At 36.5% G+C, this 22285-nt stretch carries 21 protein-coding genes and 1 tRNA gene; 15 read left to right on the top strand and 7 right to left on the bottom strand.

Features of this window, described 5'->3' with window-relative positions:
- Nucleotides 1-22: 22 nt before the first annotated feature.
- Together KO493_RS11900 and folP are read right to left on the bottom strand one after the other, a co-directional pair.
- Nucleotides 23-682 (bottom strand): hypothetical protein, encoded by a 660-nt coding sequence (locus KO493_RS11900; RefSeq protein WP_216068193.1) that lies wholly within the window; start codon nucleotides 680-682, stop codon nucleotides 23-25.
- Nucleotides 683-688: 6 nt separating this feature from the next.
- The gene (gene folP, locus KO493_RS11905; protein WP_216068508.1) at nucleotides 689-1513 is read right to left on the bottom strand and encodes a dihydropteroate synthase; all 825 of its coding nucleotides are present in this window, start codon (nucleotides 1511-1513) and stop codon (nucleotides 689-691) included.
- A gap of 104 nt (nucleotides 1514-1617) precedes the next feature.
- Here folP and KO493_RS11910 point away from each other — a divergent pair, with 104 nt between their 5' ends.
- The 7 genes from KO493_RS11910 (at nucleotide 1618) to KO493_RS11940 (ending at nucleotide 7973) form a co-directional block, all read left to right on the top strand.
- Nucleotides 1618-2163, top strand: a complete 546-nt coding sequence (locus KO493_RS11910) for a DUF1599 domain-containing protein (protein ID WP_216068194.1) — start codon at nucleotides 1618-1620, stop codon at nucleotides 2161-2163.
- The gene (locus tag KO493_RS11915) at nucleotides 2160-3254 is read left to right on the top strand and encodes a BT_3928 family protein (protein ID WP_216068195.1); all 1095 of its coding nucleotides are present in this window, start codon (nucleotides 2160-2162) and stop codon (nucleotides 3252-3254) included. Before KO493_RS11910 ends, KO493_RS11915 begins: the two co-directional genes overlap by 4 nt.
- 41 nt (nucleotides 3255-3295) lie before the next feature.
- Nucleotides 3296-4372, top strand: coding sequence for an ABC transporter permease (locus tag KO493_RS11920; protein WP_216068196.1), 1077 nt, complete (start codon nucleotides 3296-3298; stop codon nucleotides 4370-4372).
- A gap of 67 nt (nucleotides 4373-4439) precedes the next feature.
- Entirely contained in the window at nucleotides 4440-4931 is a 492-nt protein-coding gene (locus KO493_RS11925; protein WP_216068197.1) for a TlpA family protein disulfide reductase, read from the top strand.
- A gap of 32 nt (nucleotides 4932-4963) precedes the next feature.
- Nucleotides 4964-5713 carry a triose-phosphate isomerase gene (gene tpiA / locus KO493_RS11930; protein WP_216068198.1) on the top strand — a complete coding sequence of 250 codons (750 nt, stop codon included), beginning with the start codon at nucleotides 4964-4966 and terminating at the stop codon, nucleotides 5711-5713.
- 1136 nt (nucleotides 5714-6849) lie between these two features.
- Nucleotides 6850-7686, top strand: coding sequence for a 50S ribosomal protein L11 methyltransferase (gene prmA, locus KO493_RS11935; RefSeq protein ID WP_216068199.1), 837 nt, complete (start codon nucleotides 6850-6852; stop codon nucleotides 7684-7686).
- Between the two features lie 11 nt (nucleotides 7687-7697).
- Complete coding sequence (locus tag KO493_RS11940) at nucleotides 7698-7973, top strand: ATP-dependent Clp protease adaptor ClpS (protein ID WP_216068200.1); 276 nt, start codon at nucleotides 7698-7700, stop codon at nucleotides 7971-7973.
- 216 nt (nucleotides 7974-8189) lie between these two features.
- Here the strand turns inward: KO493_RS11940 and KO493_RS11945 are convergent, their stop codons facing one another.
- The 5 genes from KO493_RS11945 to KO493_RS11965 all read right to left on the bottom strand — a co-directional run bounded on the left by KO493_RS11945 (nucleotide 8190) and on the right by KO493_RS11965 (nucleotide 12307).
- Nucleotides 8190-9602 (bottom strand): MBL fold metallo-hydrolase, encoded by a 1413-nt coding sequence (locus KO493_RS11945; protein WP_216068201.1) that lies wholly within the window; start codon nucleotides 9600-9602, stop codon nucleotides 8190-8192.
- A 93-nt stretch (nucleotides 9603-9695) separates the two neighbouring features.
- Complete coding sequence (locus tag KO493_RS11950; protein WP_216068202.1) at nucleotides 9696-10502, bottom strand: sulfite exporter TauE/SafE family protein; 807 nt, start codon at nucleotides 10500-10502, stop codon at nucleotides 9696-9698.
- A 3-nt stretch (nucleotides 10503-10505) separates the two neighbouring features.
- Nucleotides 10506-10919 carry a DUF6691 family protein gene (locus tag KO493_RS11955; protein ID WP_216068203.1) on the bottom strand — a complete coding sequence of 138 codons (414 nt, stop codon included), beginning with the start codon at nucleotides 10917-10919 and terminating at the stop codon, nucleotides 10506-10508.
- A 16-nt stretch (nucleotides 10920-10935) separates the two neighbouring features.
- Complete coding sequence (locus KO493_RS11960) at nucleotides 10936-11493, bottom strand: YeeE/YedE family protein (protein ID WP_216068204.1); 558 nt, start codon at nucleotides 11491-11493, stop codon at nucleotides 10936-10938.
- Between the two features lie 88 nt (nucleotides 11494-11581).
- Nucleotides 11582-12307 carry a Crp/Fnr family transcriptional regulator gene (locus KO493_RS11965; RefSeq protein ID WP_354667434.1) on the bottom strand — a complete coding sequence of 242 codons (726 nt, stop codon included), beginning with the start codon at nucleotides 12305-12307 and terminating at the stop codon, nucleotides 11582-11584.
- A 77-nt stretch (nucleotides 12308-12384) separates the two neighbouring features.
- Here KO493_RS11965 and KO493_RS11970 point away from each other — a divergent pair.
- The 8 genes from KO493_RS11970 (at nucleotide 12385) to KO493_RS12005 (ending at nucleotide 22150) form a co-directional block, all read left to right on the top strand.
- A tRNA-Arg gene (locus tag KO493_RS11970) sits at nucleotides 12385-12458 on the top strand.
- 565 nt (nucleotides 12459-13023) lie between these two features.
- Nucleotides 13024-13626 (top strand): DUF6088 family protein, encoded by a 603-nt coding sequence (locus KO493_RS11975; RefSeq protein ID WP_216068205.1) that lies wholly within the window; start codon nucleotides 13024-13026, stop codon nucleotides 13624-13626.
- Between the two features lie 192 nt (nucleotides 13627-13818).
- Nucleotides 13819-15411 (top strand): type I restriction-modification system subunit M, encoded by a 1593-nt coding sequence (locus KO493_RS11980; RefSeq protein WP_216068206.1) that lies wholly within the window; start codon nucleotides 13819-13821, stop codon nucleotides 15409-15411.
- Between the two features lie 164 nt (nucleotides 15412-15575).
- Entirely contained in the window at nucleotides 15576-15857 is a 282-nt protein-coding gene (locus KO493_RS11985; RefSeq protein ID WP_216068207.1) for a hypothetical protein, read from the top strand.
- 28 nt (nucleotides 15858-15885) lie between these two features.
- Nucleotides 15886-16974, top strand: coding sequence for a restriction endonuclease subunit S (locus KO493_RS11990; protein ID WP_216068208.1), 1089 nt, complete (start codon nucleotides 15886-15888; stop codon nucleotides 16972-16974).
- A gap of 209 nt (nucleotides 16975-17183) precedes the next feature.
- Nucleotides 17184-17477 (top strand): GIY-YIG nuclease family protein, encoded by a 294-nt coding sequence (locus KO493_RS11995; protein WP_216068209.1) that lies wholly within the window; start codon nucleotides 17184-17186, stop codon nucleotides 17475-17477.
- Nucleotides 17478-17707: 230 nt separating this feature from the next.
- Nucleotides 17708-19249 (top strand): Fic family protein, encoded by a 1542-nt coding sequence (locus KO493_RS12000; protein WP_216068210.1) that lies wholly within the window; start codon nucleotides 17708-17710, stop codon nucleotides 19247-19249.
- Nucleotides 19250-22150: a type I restriction endonuclease subunit R gene (locus KO493_RS12005; protein ID WP_216068211.1), complete on the top strand. Its 2901-nt coding sequence runs from the start codon at nucleotides 19250-19252 to the stop codon at nucleotides 22148-22150. It begins immediately after the preceding gene.
- Nucleotides 22151-22285 lie beyond the last annotated feature (135 nt).

A 22285-nucleotide genomic window follows, 5' to 3' on the forward strand; every position in this document is an offset into this window, starting at 1 on the left:
TAGTGAAATATGATATAGCGTTCTAATTAAAAATAAATTCGTTATTTGAGATCTTTATATTTTTTAAATTGAGTTTTGATAGTTCAGATTTAAAAGTAATATAATCTTCAAAAGTAAGTTTGTCGTAGAAAGATAAACCTATAGAGCCTGTTTCTTTAGCCTCAGAAGTTGTTTTCGTTATGGCATTTACAAGGTTTTTAATGTCTGTATTGTGTTCAGATCCGTTTAGTCCAAAAACAATAATTTGATTCAAATCAAGAGTTGCAATAAAATAGGTGTCTTCGGGAGGCAATTGATCGGAGTCATTGCTATAAATAACATCAGTAAATTCGATAAACCCTAAATCTTTTCGGCTTATATCGTTACAGGTGTAGTAGTTTTTAGCGTTTTCGTTTTTATGACTAGAATTTTCCTTTTTTCCTTGTAAAAACTGAATGTGTGGCACCGCTTGTTTCAGTGATAGGCGTTTATCAACATTAATAAGCCAATTGGTTGAAACGATGAGGTTTTTTCGGTTAAGTTCAACACTATCTTTTTGTGTTTCATCGTAAAATAAATATGCCGCCGAAACATCGTTAATTTCTGTAATTTCAGAATGGTTTATTTCTGGAAGTTGAATTACTTTTTCATTTCCGCAGGCACACAATAGAAGCGTTAAAAGTAGTAAAATAAAATATCTCATGACGGTTTATTGTTTTAAAGCTTCAACAAGTTTAATCGTTTCAACAGCTTCTTTCACATCGTGAACCCGTAAAATAGAAGCGCCTTTTTGTAAGGCTACGGTGTTTAAAACTGATGTGCCGTTTAAGGACTTATCAGCGGTAGTTTCTAAGGTTTTATAAATCATAGATTTTCTTGAAATGCCTGCCAGCAAAGGTTTATCGGTCATTTTTAAGAGTTCTAGTTTATTGAGTAGCTCAAAATTCTGCTCTAAAGTTTTTGCGAAACCAAAGCCTGGGTCTACAATAATATCAATGATTCCTAGGGCTTTCGCTGCAGCAATCCGTTCAGAAAAATAAAATAATACGTCTTTTAGTAAATCGTTATAATCGGTTTGTTGTTGCATGGTTTTTGGCGTGCCACGCATGTGCATCATGATGTAAGGTGTTTTTAAGTCGGCCACCGTTTGCAACATATTATCATCTAATTTTCCAGCCGAAATATCATTAATTAATGCCGCGCCCGCTTCAATACTCTGTTTAGCAACTTCACTTCTAAACGTATCAATAGATAATAAAATATCAGGAAAATTTTTCACTAGAGATTTTACAATGGGAAGCATACGATTTAACTCTTCGGTTTCACTCACATGATCGGCATTGGGGCGTGAACTATAAGCGCCAACATCAATAAAAGTAGCGCCATCTTTTAGCATTTTTTCTACAGCCAAAAGGGTTTCTTTTTCATTATTATGAACGCCGCCATCATAAAACGAATCTGGTGTCATGTTTAATATGCCCATCACTTTTGGTGATGCTAAATCGATGAGTTGTCCTTTACAATTTATGGTCATTGATATGGTTTTGTGAGGTCTAGCCATATTAATTGAACTTTAAGACTTAAACCTTTGAACTTTCTAATAATTTATGCGAAATTTACGCAAAATTCAATTTATTCATGCAAGATACTTCAAAACAATACGATGCCGTAATAGATACCTGTAAAAGTTTATTTATTAAGAAAATGAGTGATTACGGCAGTGCATGGCGAATTTTAAGATTACCGTCACTTACCGATCAGATTTTTATCAAGGCACAACGTATTAGAGGCTTGCAACAAAATGATGTTAGAAAGGTTGATGAAGGAGAGGTTAGTGAGTTTATCGGGATTATAAATTACAGTATTATGGCCTTAATTCAGTTAGAAAAAGGGGTGGTAGAGCAACCTGATTTATCTACTGAAGAAGCTACCGAGTTATATACCAAAATGGCGGCAACCACTAAAAAACTCATGGAAGATAAAAACCATGATTATGGTGAAGCCTGGCGTGATATGCGCGTGAGTAGTTTAACCGATTTAATCTTGCAAAAATTATTGCGTGTTAAGCAAATTGAAGATAATAAAGGAAAAACCATTGTTAGCGAAGGCATTGATGCCAATTATCAAGACATGATTAATTACGCGATCTTCGCAATGATCCACTTAAACGCAGATAACGCATGAGACTATTAGTAGCCATTTCAAGAATTTTTGTTGGTGTCCTATTTATTATTTCCGGATTTATTAAACTGAATGATCCGCTAGGGTTTTCATATAAATTGCAAGAATATTTTGGTGCCGATGTATTGAATATTGAAGTCTTAATACCTTATGCGCTGGGGATTTCAATACTAGTAGTTGTTTTCGAAGTGGTTTTAGGTGTGTTTTTATTAATAGGGTACAAGCCAAAATTCACGGTTTGGAGCCTACTTTTAATGATTGTGTTTTTTACGTTCCTAACCTTCTATTCAGCATATTTCGATAAAGTTAAAGACTGCGGATGCTTTGGTGATGCCCTAAAATTAACACCATGGGAAAGTTTTACTAAAGATTTAGTGTTACTGGTATTTATTCTCATTTTATTTGTTGGTGTAAAATACATTCATCCTGTTTTTGGAAAATTACAAACTACCATTTTTGCGTTGCTTAGTTTTATCTTAAGTTTATGGTTTGGTTTTCATGTTTTAGAACACCTACCAGCTATAGATTTTAGAGCCTATAAAATTGGTGCCAATATCACTGAAGGCATGACAGTTCCTGAAAATGCGCCAAAACCGGTTCAAGAATACAGTTGGACATTCAAGGTGAATGGGGAACAAAAAGTGATAAAAACCAATGGTTCTTATCCGTCTGTAGACGGTGAATACGTAAGTGTTGAAACCAAAGTGATTCAAGAAGGCTACGTACCACCAATTTACGATTTCTCTATAGAAAGCGAGGAAGAAGATTTAACAGCGCAGTTTTTAGCAGAAGAAAAATTAATTGTGGTGGTATCTTACAGTCTTGAAAAGATAGAAAAGGGTGGTGCTGTGAAATTAAAAGCACTGCAAGATAGAGCCAGGCAAAACGGTTTTAAAATTATAGGATTAACGGCTTCTGGAGAAGCTGCTAAACAACGCATAAAAGAAGCATATAATATCGATTTTGAATTCTATCTTTGTGATGAAAAGGCATTAAAAACCGTAGTGCGGTCAAACCCAGGAATTATAGAGTTAAACAAAGGGACGGTGATGCAAAAAGTACACTGGAACGATATTGAAGATTTAAAATTATAATTTAAGACTTATTAAACGTTAACAAATAAACCATAAACTATTTGATAGGCTATTTATTAAATAAAATTTTATATGCCATACTCACACTATTCGGGGTGGTTACAGTGATATTCTTCTTATTTAATGTGCTTCCGGGCGATCCAGCACAAATGATGCTTGGTCAAAATGAGGATAGTGAACAATTAGCACTGGTAAAGCAAAAGTATGGTTTCGATAAATCCATTAGCACACAATACCTTTACTACATCAACGATTTATCGCCTATATCCTTTCACTCTAATAATTCCAACGACTATACCTTTTTAAGAGCAGGAAAGTATCATGAAACGCAACTGTTTTCTATTGGAAACACCACCACGGTATTAAAACTTCCATATTTAAGAGAATCCTTTACAAAACAAGGCAAATTGGTAAGCCAGGTTTTAAGTGAAACGTTGCCAAATACCTTTGTTTTGGCTATTACAGCCATTGTGATTGCGATGCTTTTAGGTGTGTTTCTGGGTGTTATTTCAGCGTTAAATAAAGATACTTGGCTGGATAAATTAATTCAAATAATAAGCACCTTTGGTATGAGTGTACCTTCCTTTTTTAGTGCTATTCTATTCGCCTGGTTTTTTGGTTATGTTTTGCACGAATATACTAATTTGGAAATGACGGGAAGTCTATATGAATTGGACGATTTTGGTGAAGGCATGCACATCCGTTGGAAAAATTTAATACTTCCAGCCATAGTGTTGGGTATTCGTCCGCTAGCTGTGGTCATTCAGCTCATGCGTAATTCCCTATTAGAAGTATTTAATCAAGATTATATTAGAACGGCGAGAGCTAAAGGATTAAGTGAGTTTCAAATTATAAAAAGACATGCGATTAAAAATGCGTTAAATCCGGTGGTTACGGCTATTTCAGGTTGGTTCGCTTCCATGTTGGCGGGCGCCGTTTTTGTTGAATATATTTTTGGTTGGAACGGACTAGGGAAAGAAATAGTAAATGCATTAAACACTTTAGATTTACCTGTAATTATGGGCGCCGTGCTTATAATCGCCCTGCTATTTATCATCATAAATATTTTTGTAGACCTTATTTATGTTTGGTTAGATCCAAAAGTAAAGTTAGAATAAAGTGTTGTTTGTGTTAGTTTCAAGCAGAAAATAAGACCGATTAGTTTAATAATAAATCATCATTAAAATGAAAAAAATAGTTTACCTACTTGTTATCTTATTAAGTTTTACGGCTTGTAATGCACAAACCCCAGCAAAATTTACCGAAGCTGTATTAAACGATACTTTTCTTAGTTTAGAAGGGGAATCTGTGGCTCTTAAAAATATTCTAAAAGTACATGAAGGAAAAGATATCGTAATCGATATTTGGGCCTCTTGGTGTAGCGATTGTATAAAAGGCATGCCAAAAGTAAAAGCTTTACAAGAAAAACACCCCGATGTTGCCTATGTATTTTTATCTTTAGACCGAAAATTGAGTGCCTGGAAAAACGGCATTAAAAAATACAAAGTAGTGGGTGAACACTATTACTTAGACAATGGTAAAAAAAGTGCCTTTGGAGATTTTGTAAATATAGATTGGATACCACGTTATATGGTGGTTGATGCAGAAGGAAACATTAAATTATTTAAAGCCATAGAGGCCGATGATAAGAAAATAGAACAGATTTTAAACAACTAATAAAATCCTTGATAAAACAAGGTAATACTACCATGAGAAAACAAATTGTAGCAGGAAACTGGAAAATGAACAACGATTTAGCGCAAACAGAAACGCTAATTGCAAATTTAAAAGCACAGACTAAAACTACAAATGCTGAAGTTATGATTGCACCTACCGCAACAAACTTATGGCATGCTTATAACAGTACAAAAGGAACAGGTATTGAGGTGATTGCTCAAAACATGCATTTTGCCGAAAATGGCGCTTATACTGGTGAAGTTAGTGCTGCTATGTTAAAAAGTATTGGAATTAACACCGTTATTTTAGGACATAGTGAGCGTCGTGAGTATTTTAACGAAACCGACGAAACTCTAGCTAAAAAAGTCGATGCAGCTTTAGCTAAAGGTATGCGTATTATCTTTTGTTTTGGTGAAGAGTTAGCCGATAGAAAAGCAGGAAACGAAGAAGCTGTTGTTGGAAGTCAGATTAAGAATGCACTTTTTCATTTGGCGGCTGCCGATTTTCAAAATATCGTTTTAGCATACGAGCCAGTTTGGGCCATCGGAACAGGTGAAACAGCAACTGCAGACCAAGCACAAGACATGCACGCCTTCATTAGAAAAACTTTAGCCGATAAATACGGTAACGATGTTGCCGATGAAGTTTCAATCCTTTATGGAGGTAGTGTAAAACCAGCAAACGCCGAAGAGATTTTTTCTAAACCAGACGTAGATGGCGGTTTAATTGGAGGTGCTGCACTTAACGCCGAAGATTTCTTTGGTATCGTAAATGCGTTTTAAACTCTAATAAAATAACCTATTTTCGTTAATCCGGAAATGTATTAAAATAATTTGGGCGTTACCCCGATGAAAAATCGGGGTCGCGCTTTACGTTATATCTTTTTCTCGTACCTCAAAAAAGGATGCCACTTCAATCGCTAACGCGGCATCACGTGTTCTTAGCATAATTTCTCGCTAAGGTGTAACACACAAAATCTGTGAAAATCAGTGAAATCTGTGTCTTAAAATTTCTTTGAGAAACCTCCGTCTAAAACCCGATTTCGACTGCGCTCAATCCGACACTTATAAACAAGTCAATAATTTGGTGTTATAATCTCGCAAAAGTAAGCAACTAAAAACCAGTAACAATAACCAGTAATTAAGAAAACCTCTGTGAATCTCTGTGAAATCTCAGCGAACCTCCGTGTAATAGTTTCGTAAGAGTAAGCTCTAAAAACCAGCAACTAACAAAATTTCTCGCCAAGGCGCTAAGCCGCAAAGGTGTAGCGCATGAAAATTCGTGTAATTCATGTCAAAAATAAAGCTCAGCGAATCTCTGTGAAATCTCAGCGTAGCTCCGAGTTACAACCCCGCAAGAGTAAGCCCCAACAACCAGCAACTAATAACCAGCAACTAAAAATCCTCTGTGAAATCTCAGCGTAGCTCCGAGTTACAACCCCGCAAGAGTAAGCCCCAACAACCAGCAACTAATAACCAGCAACTAAAAATCCTCTGTGAAATCTCAGCGTAGCTCTGCGTTACAACCCCGCAAGAGTAAGCCCCAACAACCAGCAACTAATAACCAGCAACTAAAAATCCTCTGTGAAATCTCAGCGTAGCTCTGCGTTACAACCCCGTATGAGTAAGCTCCAACAACCAGCAACTAATAACCAGCAACTAAAAATCCTCTGTGAAATCTCAGCGTAGCTCTGCGTTACAACCCCGCAAGAGTAAGCCCCAACAACCAGCAACTAAAAATCCTCTGTGAAATCTCAGTGGAACTCTGTGTTACAGTCCCACAAGAGTAAGCTCTAAAAACCAAAAACTAACAACCAGCAACCAAACAGGCCTGTTTGTTAAGTTTATGAACTCTTTATGATAACAATTCGCTTAATTTCCACATTAACTTCTATCTTTGTAGTCCGAAAAAAATAACTATGTCGAATATCATTTATATAGGTTACGAATTTAAAGTAACCCCTTTACAACCAGCGGTTGAGATTTTAATTGCAGAATTAGGTTATGCTGGTTTTGAGAGTTTTGTAGAAACAGAGCAGGGGGTGACAGCTTACATTCAGAAGGATGAATGGCATGCCGATATTCTTGATGATATTCAGATTTTAGGTTCAGATGAATTTGAAATTAATTACGAATTCAGCGAAATCGAGCAAACCAATTGGAATGCCGAGTGGGAAAAGAATTTTAACCCGATTGTTGTTGATGATGTTTGTGCGGTACGTGCACCATTTCACGATAAGTTTGATACCGAATATGACATTATTATCGAACCAAAAATGAGTTTTGGTACAGGGCATCATGAAACCACACATATGATGATTCAACACATTTTAAAAAACGATTTTAAAGGTAAATCGGTTTTAGATATGGGCTGCGGCACTGGTGTTTTAGCTATCCTAGCAGAAATGAAAGGCGCACAACCATTAGATGCTGTAGATTATGATAATTGGTGTTATTTAAACAGTTTGGAGAACGTTGAACGTAATAACTGCGAGCATATCACCGTTATTGAAGGAGACGCTTCGGTTTTAGCAGGTAAAAAATACGATGTGATTATTGCGAATATTAACCGAAATATCTTGTTGCAAGATTTGAAAACATACGCGTCTTGTTTGAATGAAGAGGGTACGATTTTCTTAAGCGGATTTTACAATGATGACATTCCAATTATTCAAGAAGCATGTGAAAAACAAGCGTTAAAGTTTGAAGAAAAGCTAGAACGTAATAATTGGGTTGCTTTAAAATTTATAAATTAGAATAAAAAAAGATGAGTACGAAAGAAAAAACATCCGAAGAGGTACTGCTCGAGGAAGCGGTTTCCACTCAAAATGAAATAGTAGTTTATAACGATGATGTGAATACCTTCGATCATGTTATAGAAACACTTATTTACGTTTGTGATCACACAGCAGAGCAAGCAGAGCAATGCTCGCTAATTGTTCATTATAACGGAAAATGTACTGTAAAAACTGGTAATTACGACGATTTAAAACCACGTTGCTCCATGCTTCTAGAAGCTGGTTTAAGTGCTGAAATTATATAGTGTCATTCAGAAGGAGGGACGACTGAAGAATCTTTTTAGATGTTTAATTGTTTATCCGTTTAACCGTTTAACACATACACGTTACTCCAATCTTCTTTAAATTTTGATTCAGGCTCTCATCATGCTTAATGCAATCATTATGAGAGCCCGAATCAAGTGAGGTTGATGAAAATCAAAAACTTTCAAACAACCTTTTCCTTTTAAGGTGTGCTAGTTTTACAAAGTCGACGGACAAACAAATTCCGTAGTAGGTAAATCTGAATCTTTAATAGCAGCAAAACCACCAGCAATATCAACCAACTTATCAAACCCTCGTGCTTTTAAAATAGAAGCCGCGATTACCGAACGGTAACCTCCTGCACAATGCACATAGTATTCTTGATTTTTATCAATGGCGTTCATATTGTCATTAATAAAATCTAAAGCAAAATGCTTAACAGTGTCGCCTTTCAGGTGCTCTGATTTATACTCACCATCTTTACGAACATCTAAAACCTGAATTTTTCCAGCTTTAAAACGTTTAGAAAATGCTTCCACAGGAATGGATTCAATGGTTTCAATATCTTTTCCAGCTTGTTTCCATGCCTCGATTCCACCTTCTAAGTACCCCAAAGTATTATCGTATCCAACACGAGATAAACGCGTCACGGTTTCTTCTTCTTTGCCTTCAGGAGTGATTAGAAGGATAGGTTGTTTTAAATCGGTAATTAAAGCGCCAACCCAAGGGGCAAATCCGCCGTGAATTCCAATAAAAATCGAATTCGGTATGTGGGCTTTTACAAAGTCTTTTTCATTTCTAACATCTAAAACCAGAGCGCCTTCTTCGTTTGCTAAATGTTCAAAAGCTTCAGGGGTTAGAGGGGTATTTCCTTGTTTTAATACGGTTTCGAAAGTATCATAACCCGATTTATTCATCATGGCGTTTTTTGCAAAATATTGTGGTGGTGGCGCAATGCCGTCTAGCACTTCCTTTACAAATTCAGCTTTGGTCATATCTGCTCTTAAGGCGTAATTTGTTTTTTTCTGATCACCTAAAACCCCAACGGTTTCTTTGCTTAGGTTTTTTCCGCAGGCAGAACCCGCACCATGCGCAGGATAAACAATAACGTCATCTGGAAGTGTCATGATTTTGTTGCGTAAAGAATCATAAAGCATGGCCGCTAAATCTTCCTTAGTTAAATCAGACTTTATAGCTAAATCTGGACGACCAACATCTCCTAAAAATAAAGTGTCTCCCGAGAAAATAGCATGTTCTTTTCCGTTTTCATCAATCAACAAAAAGGTTGAAGACTCTAAAGTGTGTCCTGGGGTATGTAACACTTTTATGGCGATGTTTCCGAGTTTAAAAACTTCGTTGTCCTTGGCGGTGTGGATATCATAATCGGTATCAGCTCCGGGTCCGAATACAATAGTAGCCCCTGTTTTTTTAGCAAGATCAATGTGTCCAGAAACAAAATCGGCGTGAAAATGTGTTTCAAAAATATACTTGATAGTGGCATTTTCCGCGGAAGCTTTATCCACATATTGCTGTGTTTCGCGAAGTGGATCAATGATCGCAACTTCTCCGTTAGATTCTATATAATATGCGCCTTGCGCTAAACATCCTGTGTATATTTGTTCGATTTTCATAATGTTATATTTTTTTATTTCCTTGAAAAAGGAAATCTTATTATTTCACTTATTACTTCAAAATTATAAAACTCCAATGGATTGCTTTGTAACTTATATGACACTAAGCTCTAGGAGTTCCTTGTATATAATGTATGCCGCCATGATTAACACAAAGTAGCCAAAGCTTTTTTTGAGTTTATTGGCGCTTACAAATTTTGAAAAATAACCACCAATTAATATACCTAATACGGAAATTGCGGTGAAGGTTAAAAGGAAAACCCATTCAATGTCTAAAGTTTGTACATCGCCCAAAAAGCCAATTAAAGAATTAATAGCTACTATAATTAAGGAGGTGCCTACGGCTTTTTTCATAGGAATATTTGCCCATAAAACTAATGCAGGAACGTATAGAAAACCACCACCAGCGCCTATTAAACCTGTAATAGTTCCAATGGTAACCCCTTGAATAAAGGTTCGGTAATACGCTTGTTTTTCGGTAGATGGTTTTAGATTTTTTTTCTTTTTTATCATGGAAATGGCAGCAAAAAGCATGATAAAAGCAAAAAAGACCATGATGGCGATATCTTTGGTAAGTTGAAAGCTTCCAAAAGTTAATAGGGTGTCAGGAATTCCTGGGACTAAAAAACGGCGTGATAAATAAACGGCTAAAAATGAAGGGAATGAGAAGGCCAAACCTATTTCAAAATCGACCAAGCCTTTTTTGTATTTGTGGTAGGTGCCCACCAACGACGTAATCCCTACTACGAAAAGCGAATAGGCAGTTGCCACAATGGGATTATAAGCCAAAAGGTAAACCAACAGAGGCACCGTTAATATGGAACCGCCACCACCAATTAAGCCTAAAACGAGCCCCACAATTAATGCACCTATATATCCAATAAAGTGTATACTGTCCATAGTTTAGTGAGGCAGTTTATTTTTTAGCAACCCATAAATAAAAGTACCCACAATGGCTGCAGCGATTACGATTAGCATGCTCCAAACACCTGTACCTAAAATAATATACATGGGTCCAGGACATGCACCAATAAGTGCCCAACCTAACCCGAAAATGATACCACCAATAATATATCTGGTAACCCCTTTATCTTTTTTAGGAACAAAAAGTTCGGCGCCTTTTATTGTTTTAATATGGCCTCTTTTCGAGAGTTGTAAAAAAGCAACACCTACAGCTATGGCAGAACCAATGATGCCGTACATGTGAAAGGATTGAAATCGGAACATTTCGTAAATGCGAAACCATGAAACGGCTTCAGATTTTACTAATACAATGCCGAAGAAGATACCTACTAATAAAAATTTTATAAATTTCATTTGATTATGTTTTGAATTAAAAAATAAGCGGTAATATGAAATTAGCCATGATTAATCCGCCTATAAAAAAGCCTATCACAGCAATTAAAGAGGGGAGTTGTAAACTGCTTAAACCAGTAATGGCATGACCAGAAGTACATCCACCTGCGTAACGAGTTCCGAAACCTACTAATAGGCCGCCAACAATTAAAAGGATTAACCCTTGAGGTGTTGTTATGGCTTCAAAACTAAACAGTTCATTAGGAACTAAGGTTGCTCCAGGGTTTTCAAACCCCATGCTATGAAGTTCGGTAACTGTTGTAGGGTTTAAGGTGGTACCGCTATCGTTGGATAGATAATGAACCGCGATAAAACCTCCAATAATAGTACCTAAGACAACGGTTAGGTTCCAAAGTTGATCCCTCCAATTGAACTTGAAAAAATCGGCAAATTTCCCAGCACCACCAATCGCACAAAGCGTTCTTAGGTTTGAGGACATGCCAAATGTTTTTCCGAAATAAAGAAGTAGTGCCATGACTATGGCAATGAGTGGCCCAGAAATATACCAAGGCCAAGGATTTAAAATATGTTCCATGCTATAAATTTTATCGCAAAAGTATAGCCTTGGAAAACTATAGTTTGTGATAAATGTTACCTAAGCATGGTAGGAGTGGCGTATATCTTTATAAAATTTCGATTTTATTCCGACTTAATTTTATCTTTTTTTCGTTTTCGAGTTGCTTTAATAGGCGTGAAACGACAACACGGGAGGTGTGTAAATCTTCCGCAATCTCTTGATGTTTGATGATGATGTTTTTCGATTCGTGAAGCACGGTTTTATTAAGCAAGTATTTGTATAAACGTTCATCCATTTTCATAAAAGCCAGATTATCTATGGCTTCTAACATTTCGTCGAATCTGGTTTGGTAGCTTTCTAAGATGAAATTTCTCCAACTTTCATTACTTTGAAACCATTTCTGCATATATGCTACTGGAATCATAACGAGGCTAGAGTCACTTTCGGCAACAGCTCTAATTTTACTTTTACTGGTTCCAATACAACAAGTTAACGACACGGTACAGGTTTCTCCTGCTTCTAAAAAGTAGATGAGTAATTCGTTACCGTCTTGGTCTTCACGTAAAATTTTAATGTTCCCACTTAATAAGAGCGGGATATATTTAAGCGTTTGATTAATATCTATAATAATTTCATCTTTTTCAAATGTTTTATACATGCCTATTTCAATAATCTCCTTGATGAGGTTCTCATCTAAGTGGTGCTTGTAAATTTCTGTTAATAAATTCGTTTCCATAGGAATAGGATGTAGGTTTTGAAAGTTGAATATTAAGTTTTTTAACTGATCTTCATTTTTAACTGAAGCTAAGCTCAATATTTTTAGACGCTTCAAAAATAATCAATTAGATTTTTATAAAAAAAGTTTGGATATGTTTTAAATTATAATGTATATTTGCACCCACAAAATAAGGCCTCGTGGCGCAACTGAATAGCGCACTTGATTACGGCTCAAGAGGTTACTGGTTTGAATCCAGTCGAGGTCACGAATAAATCAACACAAGTTGAAAATAAAGCAAGCTAAAAAACATAGCTTGCTTTTATTTTTTAGAGCAGTGTGTTTTCTTTTGTTGATTTTTAAAGCGGAGCTTTATCTGGAAAGACACAGTCAATCCATTCGAGGTCACTAGAGTATAAAAGCTTCCAAGAAATTGGGAGCTTTTTTTTGTTTTCATCGCTCGCGCAAGCGTCACGCTTGTGCCCGTTATAATAATTTCCCCGCTCCCGCTAGTTTTCAAAACTAGTGGCGAACCGAGTAAGTAAACCAACCCTGTAAAAAAGAGAAAGCTGTTTTTTATATAAAATATAACAGTGTAGCCACTAGCAGCTATAAAGTAACGGGAGCGATGAGCTACATTTAGTACACTTACTACATTCTAAATTATTTAATATTTAAACATTAAATAGTATCATCAAGTAAATAATTTAGCAAAAAGAGCCTCTCGAAATAAAGTCTTTAGTATGGTTTGACCATTAATAGATTAAATAAACCACTGCTTATTATGTCACAAATATTTGCTAAATTTGTGACAAAATAAATTTTATTGTTCCATGGAAAGTGTTGAAAATAAAATAGAAAAATCTATAAAGAGTAAGCCAAAAGGGGTTTTGGTAATGCCTGGGGACTATGTGTATTATGGTACTTCTGAAGCTGTTCGTAAAGCGCTAGATAGGTTAGAAGATAAAAAAGTTATTACAAGAGTAGCGCATGGTATATATGTGCGTCCAAAAATTAGTGCTTTAATTGGCCCCATAATTCCTACTGCAGAAGAAATTGCGGAAGCTATTGCTAAACGCGATAAAATAAGAACGGTACCTACTGGAAGCTATGCTTTAAACGCTTTAGGTTTAAGTACTCAAGTTCCTATGAATATTGTGTTGCTAACCGATGGTTCACCACGGGAAATAAAATTAGGAAAGCGCAGTATTAAATTTAAAAAAACGACACCTAAAAATCTATTAGCAAAAGGCGCTATAAGCCGTTTAGTTATTCAGGCGTTAAAGGAAATTGGTAATAATAAAGTAAGTCAAAAAGAAGAAGAGAAAATAATAAATTTGCTAAAGAAAGAAAATCAAAAGCATTTGGGTCATGATATTCCTCTAGCTCCTGTTTGGATTCAAAAAATAATGAAAAAAGCATTGATTAGTGACTAAGCCCACATTTTATACGATAGCGAATACAGAAAAGGTTGCTGTTATTCGCCACGATAAACCTTCTGAAACAAACAAAAAAAGCAACCCATTTTAGTATCATAAACACATTTTTTTTACCAGTTTCAGTAAATGAATTTCAGCAGTAATTCGTATTTTTAAAAATTCATACTTTGATATACGATTACCTCATTCATGACAGACCAAAAACAACAATTAGAACAACAACTTTGGAACATCGCAAACACCCTAAGGGGGAAAATGGATGCCGATGATTTTAGAGATTACATACTCGGTTTTATTTTTTACAAGTACCTCAGTAAAAAGATGGAACTCTACGCCAACGAAATCTTAGAAGCCGATGGCATCACCTTTGCCGATGTAGAAGGCCACGAGCAAGAAGCCGAACTACTAGAAGCATTAAAAGATGCCGCTTTAGATAAGTTGGGTTACTTTTTAGCGCCATCGGAATTGTTCTCAGAACTGGCACGTCGTGGCAATGCAGGCGGTAAAAATCAATTTATATTAGGCGATTTGTCTAAAGTGCTCACGCACATTGAGCAAAGCACCATGGGGTCCGATAGTGAAGACGATTTCGGGAACCTCTTTGAAGACATCGATTTAACCAGTTCTAAACTCGGAAAATCTGAAAACGATAAAAACGAACTCATCGTTAAAGTCCTATCACATTTAGACCAAATCGATTTCGATTTACAAAACACCGAAAGCGATATTCTGGGCGATGCCTACGAGTATCTTATCGGGCAATTTGCTAGTGGCGCCGGTAAAAAAGCAGGCGAGTTTTATACCCCACAGCAGGTTTCTAAAGTATTATCAAAGATAGTAACCGTTGGTAAAGACCAATTAAAATCGGTGTACGATCCTACCTGTGGTTCGGGCTCTTTGTTATTGCGTGTCGCTAATGAGGTAGAACATGTCGCTGGGTTTTTCGGGCAAGAAATGAACCCAACCACCTACAACTTATGTCGCATGAACATGATCATGCACGATGTGCATTACAACAGCTTCGATATTAAAAACGAAGACACCTTAGAGAAACCACAGCACGAAGACCTGCGTTTCGAGGCCATTGTAGCCAATCCGCCATTCTCGGCAAAGTGGAGCGCCAGCCCTTTGTTTATGAGCGACGACCGTTTTTCGGCTTACGGAAAACTAGCTCCAAGCTCTAAAGCCGATTTCGCTTTCGTACAACACATGATTTACCAATTGGCCGATAACGGTACCATGGCCATCGTGCTACCACACGGCGTGTTGTTTAGAGGCGCTGCCGAAGGCCACATTCGTAAATTCCTCATAAAAGACCGCAACTACCTCGATGCCGTAATAGGTTTGCCAGCCAATATTTTTTACGGCACCAGTATTCCAACGGCTATTTTGGTGTTTAAAAAAGACCGTAAAAACAAAGACAAAATCTTGTTTATAGATGCCAGTGCACATTTTGAAAAAGTAAAAACACAAAACTACTTACGCGAAGCCGATATTAATAAAATAGCAGATACTTACAAAACATACACCTGTCATGCAGAGCAAAGCGAAGAAGCTCACGAGGCTATAGACAAATACAGCTATGTAGCAAGCTTAAGCGAAATTCAAGAAAACGATTATAATCTAAACATCCCGCGTTATGTCGATACCTTTGAAGAAGAAGAACCTGTAGATTTAACCGCCGTGTCTGCCAACTTAAAGCAACTCGACCAGGACATGAAACAGGTAGATCACACCATAGCCGATTTCTGTAAACAATTAGACATAAACACACCCTTCTAACCGTCATTGCGAGGAACGAAGCAATCTCATGAAAGGAACGACAAAGCAAACCGAAGCAATCTCATGAATAGCAACAACACATATAAATTAAAATTAGGGCACGACCACAAGGGTCAGGCTTTCGGCACTCGCTTCCCCAAGAAAAATGGGGAGAGCTCAAACAAATGCCTCAATCCTTCGTGCAGCTTATGAGTAAAGAAACAACACATAGTAATAACAAATCGGCATCACAAGCTAGTCATGGCGAGGAAAAAGGTCGAAACAAACTCAAGCCATCTCAATCTTTAGTTCCTGAATTGCGGTTTCCGGAGTTTGAGGGGGAGTGGGGGAAAAATATTTTAAAAACACGAATTGATTCGATTGATTCTGGTTGGAGTCCACAATGTGAAGAATATCCTGCATTTAATGAGGAATGGGGAGTTCTCAAGACAACAGCGGTAGTATGAAGGGTTTAATCAAAATGCAAATAAGAAATTGCCTGACACATTAGAGCCTAGGCCTAATTTACAAGTAGTTAAAGAAGATATTTTGATTACAAGAGCAGGTCCCACTAGTAGAGTTGGGGTAACTGTTTATGTTAATGAAGTACGTTCAAATTTAATGCTTTCTGATAAGTTAATTAGACTTAAAGCTAATGATAGTACATCAAGTCTATTTCTTTCCATTTCATTAGGAAATAGAGATGCACAAAAACAATTAGTTAGTAAATCGAGTGGCCTTGCTGAATCACAGACAAATATTTCGCAAAAAATATTGCTTAACACTAAATTACTTTTACCCCAATTCCCCGAACAACAAAAAATAGCCTCTTTTTTATCTGCGGTAGATGAAAAAATACAGCAGCTCAGCAAAAAGAAAGCGTTGTTAGAACAATACAAAAAAGGTGTGATGCAACAGCTGTTTTCAGGGAAACTGCGCTTTAAAGATGATGGTGGAAATGCTTACCCGGATTGGGAGGAGAAACGGTTTGGTGATTTGTATTCATTTCATTCAACAAATTCATTCTCAAGAGATAAATTGAATTATGATACTGGTTTAGTGTACAATATTCATTACGGAGATATTCACACTAAATTTAAAACAGCTTTTAAGATGAATGAAGAGTATGTTCCTTTTATAAATAATAATGTTAATCTTTTGAAAATTAAGGAAGATTCTTATTGCAGAAAAGGGGATTTAGTTATGGCGGATGCATCTGAAGATTATAAAGATATAGGTAAGACAATCGAGTTAATTGATTTGGAAGATAAAAATGTCTTAGCTGGACTTCACACATTTCTTGCTCGTCCTTTAACATCGAAAATATCGATTGGTTTTATGGGGTATTTATTAAAGTCTTGGAACTTGAGAAAGCAAATTATGGTTATAGCTCAAGGAATTAAAGTTTTAAGTTTATCAACAACAAGAGTAGGGAAATTAAAATTGAAATTACCTGTTATAGAAGAACAACAAAAAACAGCAAGCTATTTATCAAGTATCGATACCAAAATAGAACAAATAAACGATCAAATAAACCAAACGCAAAGCTTTAAAAAAGGGTTGTTGCAGCGCATGTTTGTGTAACGTCATTGCGAGCTAAACGCGTCATTGCGAGGGAGGCTAGACGTCATTGCGAGGACGAAGGACGAAGCAATCTCATGAATGGAACACGAATTAAGCAGATTGCTTCACTACGTTCGCAATGACGGAACACGAATTAAACAGATTGCTTCGTTCCTCGCAATGACGTTACGAAAACAAGAGATTGCTTCACTGCGTTCGCAATGACAACTATGAAACCAGGATTTATATACATCATAACCAATAAAAACAATACCACGCTTTATGTGGGGGTAACCTCCAATTTAGCACAGCGTATAGAAGAACATAAAAACAAAAAATATAAAAAATCATTTAGCGCACGGTATAATTTAAACAAGTTGGTGTATTTTGAGGCGTTTCAAATGATAGGCGATGCTATAGCAAGAGAAAAACAATTAAAAGCCGGGAGTAGAGCAAAAAAGGTAGCCTTAATAGAACAAGAAAACCCAGAGTGGGAGGATTTGTATAACGTCCTTGCGAGCTAAACGCGTCATTGCGAGGACGAAGGACGAAGCAATCTCATGAATGGAACACGGATTAAACAGATTGCTTCACTACGTTCGCAATGACGGGAATACTGGCTTGAGTTTGAAGATGGTTGTAAGGCGTTCCTTGACGGAATACCTATAATTCATAAAAATATTAAATTAAGACCTATTTTTCATAATAAATACCTGTTTTTCATATATATTTGAATACCTTAAATTCATAAAAAATGAAGTTAAATACCCAATATTCAATTAGAATACCTGCTTTTCACGGAAGAAAGCTTCCAGAAGAAGGTTTGGTTGTAGGATATGCTGCGATTATTGAAAATTTGGATTTACACGCGCCAATTCCACAGGTTATTGCGCTAATAAGTGATAAAAATAAAAAGTATGAAGTAGAGGGGTGGAAAGTTTTTACGCCAAAACACAAACCAGAAGAAACACTTTACAAACAATTGGTGTTTGCCTTAAAATATGAAGGCATTAATCTATTGGTTTATAAAAAATTATTTGAAAAGCTAAAAACAGCAGAGGTGCTTCAGCTTCTAAATATAGAACCAACTGGGATGTACAGTAGGAAAATTTGGTTTCTGTATGAATGGTTAACAAATGAAAAATTAGAGATTCCTGATTTAACGATAAAGAAAGCTGTGCCTTTAATTGATGAAAAAATGCAATATGCCATTAATGGTAAAAGTTCTCCTAGACATCGTATTATTAACAACCTTCCTGGAACCAGAGATTATTGTCCATTAATATTTAAAACCAAAAAATTAGAGAATCATATTAATGCTAATATATCCGATAAAAAAAATACATTCTTAAACAGTATTCATAAAGAGGTCTTACAACGTGCATCTTCTTTTTTATTGTTAAAAGATTCTAAAGCATCTTTTACCATAGAGGGGGAAAATCCTGGAAATAATAGAGCGATGCGTTGGGGAAAGGCTATTGGTCAAGCCGGTCAAAAACCATTAAGCGTAGAAGAGTTAATTCGCTTGCAGCAAATAGTCATAGAAAACAGTAGGTTTATAGAGATGGGCTTGCGAAAAGAAGGTGGATTTGTTGGTGAACATGACCGCACTACAGGCGAACCAATTCCGGACCATATTTCGGCCAAAGCAGGAGATCTTGAACAGCTATTAAAAGGATTAATGGCTACCAATGAGGTGTTGCAAGATCAAAGCTACGATGCCGTACTAGCTGCAGCTAACATAGCGTTTGGCTTTGTTTTTATTCACCCTTTTGTTGATGGAAATGGCCGTTTACATCGTTATATTATTCATCATGTTTTGGCAAAAAAAGCCTTTACACAACAAGGTGTCATTTTCCCCGTATCGTCATCAATACTAGACCATATTGATGATTATAAAACCGTTTTAGAAACATATTCACATCCGTTGTTAGATCATATTGAATGGAAAGAAACCGAAGATCATAATGTAGAGGTTACAAATGATACTATTGATCTTTATCGTTATTTTGATGCCACAAAACAAGCAGAGTTTTTATATGACTGTGTGGAAGATACTTTAGAACGTGTTATTCCGGAAGAAGTAACCTACTTGCAAAACTATGATAATTTTAAAAAATATATAGATAATCATTTTGAAATGCCTGATAAAATGGTTGCCATACTTGTTCGGTTTTTAGAGCAAAATAATGGGATTTTATCAAAAAGGGCATTAGCAAAAGAATTTTCGGCTTTAAAAGAAAAAGAAATTAAGGACATAGAAACGAATTATAAAACCATTTTTTTAGAAGTATAGATGAGCTACCAACCTGAATCCCTATTAGAAAATAAGCTAATCCAGCAATTAATTGGTTTGGGCTATCAGGCTGTTGCCATACCCGATGGCGACGCTTTAGTTTCTAATTTAAAGTCTCAATTAGAAGCCTTTAATAACACCAGGTTCACCGAAAAAGAATTTGATGGCATATTGAACCATCTCGCTAAAGGCAATGTGTTTGATAAAGCCAAAACTCTACGCGACCGTTTTAGTTTTACCAACCAAAACGATGAGGCGGTTTATGTGCGTTTCTTCGATTCTGAAAATTGGCTCAACAACCATTTTCAAGTCACCAACCAAGTGACCCAAGAAGGCACTTATAAAAATCGCTACGATGTGACCTTACTGGTAAACGGTTTGCCTTTGGTGCAAATAGAACTAAAGCGCCGCGGTTTAGAGATGAAAGAAGCTTTTAATCAAATAAACCGCTACCAAAAGCATTCCTTTTGGAGCCATAACGGCTTGTTTCAATATGTACAACTCTTTATTATTAGTAATGGCGGAAACACCAAGTATCTAGCTAATAATGAATTGCAATCGGTAAAACAAACCTTTTTTTGGTCCGATGCCAACAATACAAACATTACCGAGTTAGACGAGTTTGCGGCCGATTTTTTAAACCCAGATCATTTGGGTAAAATGATAGCCCATTACATTGTTATTAACGAAACCTATAAGATTTTAATGGCGCTTAGGCCGTATCAATATTACGCCACCGAAGCGCTTATTAATCGCGTTAAAACAAGCAATGATAATGCTTATATCTGGCACACCACAGGTTCAGGGAAAACCCTAACCTCGTTTAAAACCAGCCAAATCTTAATGGATTTGCCTGAGGTGTACAAAGTGGTGTTTGTGGTAGATCGTAAAGATTTAGATTACCAAACCATGACGGAGTTTAATGCCTTTAAATCGGGTAGTGTAGATACCACCGACAGTACAACCAGTTTAGTACAGCAGTTTCTAGGTACCTTTAAAGATAAAAAAGGGCATGCTAAAGATTCCGATTTAATAATTACCACCATACAAAAGTTAAACAATGCCATTTCAGGGCCTTACCTGGCGCAGTTAGAACACTTAAAAAATGAACGCTTTGTGTTTATTTTCGATGAGTGTCACCGCAGTCAGTTTGGGAAAACACACGGCAGGATTACAGAATTCTTTTCTAAAAGTCAGCTCTTCGGCTTCACCGGAACACCTATTTTTGCCGATAACGCCTCTAAAAACGATTTAGGAAAACGTACAACCAAAGATTTGTTTGGCGACTGTTTGCATAAATACGTGATTACCGATGCCATTCGCGACGAAAACGTACTGCGTTTCGGCATTGAGTATTACAGCGTGTTTAAACATAAAAACCAACCGCAGTTCGACCTGATGGTGGAAGACATCAACAAAAAAGAAGTATTTGAAGATGAAAAATATATAGAATCTGTTGCCGATTATATTATTGCTAATCATGACCGGAAAACATTCTCTAAAGATTATTCGGCCATATTTGCAGTAAGCAGTATTGATGCCGCGATAGCTTATTATGATGTTTTTCAGAAAAAGAAAGCCGCAGGAGCACACGATTTACGCATTGCTACCATATTTACTTATGGCGCCAATGAAGACGACCCCGATGCGCAAGATTACATGCCAGATTATGAAATGCTTCATGCTGCCGAACCGCAAACCGATTATTTAGCCAGCCACACCAGAGATAAACTAGAAGCATGTATAGCAGATTATAACCAAATGTATGGCACCAGTTATACTACTAAAGATGCAAAGTTATTTGAAGGGTATTTTAAAGATATTAGCAAGCGTTTAAAGGAACGTGAGAAAATTACTTTTAACGACGAGAAAGACCGTTTAGACATTGTGATTGTGGTGAATATGATGCTTACCGGTTTTGATGCCAAAAAGGTGAATACCTTGTATGTAGATAAGAATTTAAAACAACACGGTTTAATACAAGCCTTTTCGCGTACCAATAGAACTCTGGGCGACCAGAAATCGCAGGGGAATATTTTGTGCTTCAGAAACCTGAAAAAAGCTACCGACGATGCCATTACGTTGTTTTCTAACAAAGATGCCATTGAAGTGGTTATCATGCCAGAGTATGAAGATATCGCTGAGAAATTTGATGAAGCTTTCGATAATTTAAAGGAAATTACACCAACCTACCAAAGTGTAAACGATTTAGAAAGTGAAACCGAAGAAGCTGCTTTTGTTCAAGCCTTTAGACGCCTGATGCGTAGTTTAAACGTGTTACAATCTTACACCGATTTCGATTGGAAAAACATGCCTTTAGACGCACAAGAATTTGAAGATTATAAAGGCAAGTATCTCGATCTCTATGATAAAGTAAAAGTTGGTGGTGCAAAAGAAAAAGTATCCATTCTTAACGACATTGATTTTGAGCTGGAGTTAATTCATCAAGACAAGATTAATGTAGCCTATATCATTCAACTACTTGCTAACCTTAAAGATGATAAAACAACAGGGGCTGCCGCGAAGAAAAAAGCCATTTTAGATTTATTAGGCGGCGATATGAAGCTGCGAAGCAAACGCGAGCTTATTGAAAAATTCATAGAAGAAAACCTCCCACATATCTCAGATTCCGATACTATCGGCGAAGCTTTCCACGACTATTGGCAAGAGCAAAAAGTATTGGCTCTCGGTAAGATTTGTGAAGATGAAAATCTTGATCAAGCCCAATTCAAGGCCTTGATAGATACCTATATTTACAGTGGTAAACAACCTATACGAGACGATGTGTTTAAATGTTTAGACAGCCGCCCAAGTATTTTAAAAGCCCGAAGTATTGGTGAACGCATTTTAGAAAAGATGAAACACTATGTAGATGTGTTTATTCAAGGCATGCAGGCTTAGTTATTGAGAAGCGTTTGTGGTGAACACCAAAAGTAAGTCAACAAAATATCTTAAAAATTCCCATTTATATAACACACAAAGCCAACCCATAAGGTTAGTTTTGTGTTGCTTGATATATGTTATTAAAATATTAGT

This window comes from Pseudotamlana agarivorans (assembly GCF_018860245.1).
Taxonomy (GTDB): domain Bacteria; phylum Bacteroidota; class Bacteroidia; order Flavobacteriales; family Flavobacteriaceae; genus Pseudotamlana; species Pseudotamlana agarivorans_A.

Coding starts and splice junctions, on each gene's coding strand:
- KO493_RS11940 (WP_216068200.1), top strand. CDS start 7,698: ATGAGTACGAAAGAAAAAACATCCGAAGAGGTACTGCTCGAGGAAGCG.
- KO493_RS12005 (WP_216068211.1), top strand. CDS start 19,250: ATGAGCTACCAACCTGAATCCCTATTAGAAAATAAGCTAATCCAGCAA.
- KO493_RS11955 (WP_216068203.1), bottom strand. CDS start 10,919: ATGAAATTTATAAAATTTTTATTAGTAGGTATCTTCTTCGGCATTGTA.
- KO493_RS11985 (WP_216068207.1), top strand. CDS start 15,576: ATGCCTCAATCCTTCGTGCAGCTTATGAGTAAAGAAACAACACATAGT.
- prmA (WP_216068199.1), top strand. CDS start 6,850: ATGTCGAATATCATTTATATAGGTTACGAATTTAAAGTAACCCCTTTA.
- KO493_RS11980 (WP_216068206.1), top strand. CDS start 13,819: ATGACAGACCAAAAACAACAATTAGAACAACAACTTTGGAACATCGCA.
- tpiA (WP_216068198.1), top strand. CDS start 4,964: ATGAGAAAACAAATTGTAGCAGGAAACTGGAAAATGAACAACGATTTA.
- KO493_RS12000 (WP_216068210.1), top strand. CDS start 17,708: ATGAAGTTAAATACCCAATATTCAATTAGAATACCTGCTTTTCACGGA.
- KO493_RS11960 (WP_216068204.1), bottom strand. CDS start 11,493: ATGGAACATATTTTAAATCCTTGGCCTTGGTATATTTCTGGGCCACTC.
- KO493_RS11975 (WP_216068205.1), top strand. CDS start 13,024: ATGGAAAGTGTTGAAAATAAAATAGAAAAATCTATAAAGAGTAAGCCA.
- KO493_RS11925 (WP_216068197.1), top strand. CDS start 4,440: ATGAAAAAAATAGTTTACCTACTTGTTATCTTATTAAGTTTTACGGCT.
- KO493_RS11900 (WP_216068193.1), bottom strand. CDS start 682: ATGAGATATTTTATTTTACTACTTTTAACGCTTCTATTGTGTGCCTGC.
- folP (WP_216068508.1), bottom strand. CDS start 1,513: ATGACCATAAATTGTAAAGGACAACTCATCGATTTAGCATCACCAAAA.
- KO493_RS11995 (WP_216068209.1), top strand. CDS start 17,184: ATGAAACCAGGATTTATATACATCATAACCAATAAAAACAATACCACG.
- KO493_RS11910 (WP_216068194.1), top strand. CDS start 1,618: ATGCAAGATACTTCAAAACAATACGATGCCGTAATAGATACCTGTAAA.
- KO493_RS11915 (WP_216068195.1), top strand. CDS start 2,160: ATGAGACTATTAGTAGCCATTTCAAGAATTTTTGTTGGTGTCCTATTT.
- KO493_RS11945 (WP_216068201.1), bottom strand. CDS start 9,602: ATGAAAATCGAACAAATATACACAGGATGTTTAGCGCAAGGCGCATAT.
- KO493_RS11950 (WP_216068202.1), bottom strand. CDS start 10,502: ATGGACAGTATACACTTTATTGGATATATAGGTGCATTAATTGTGGGG.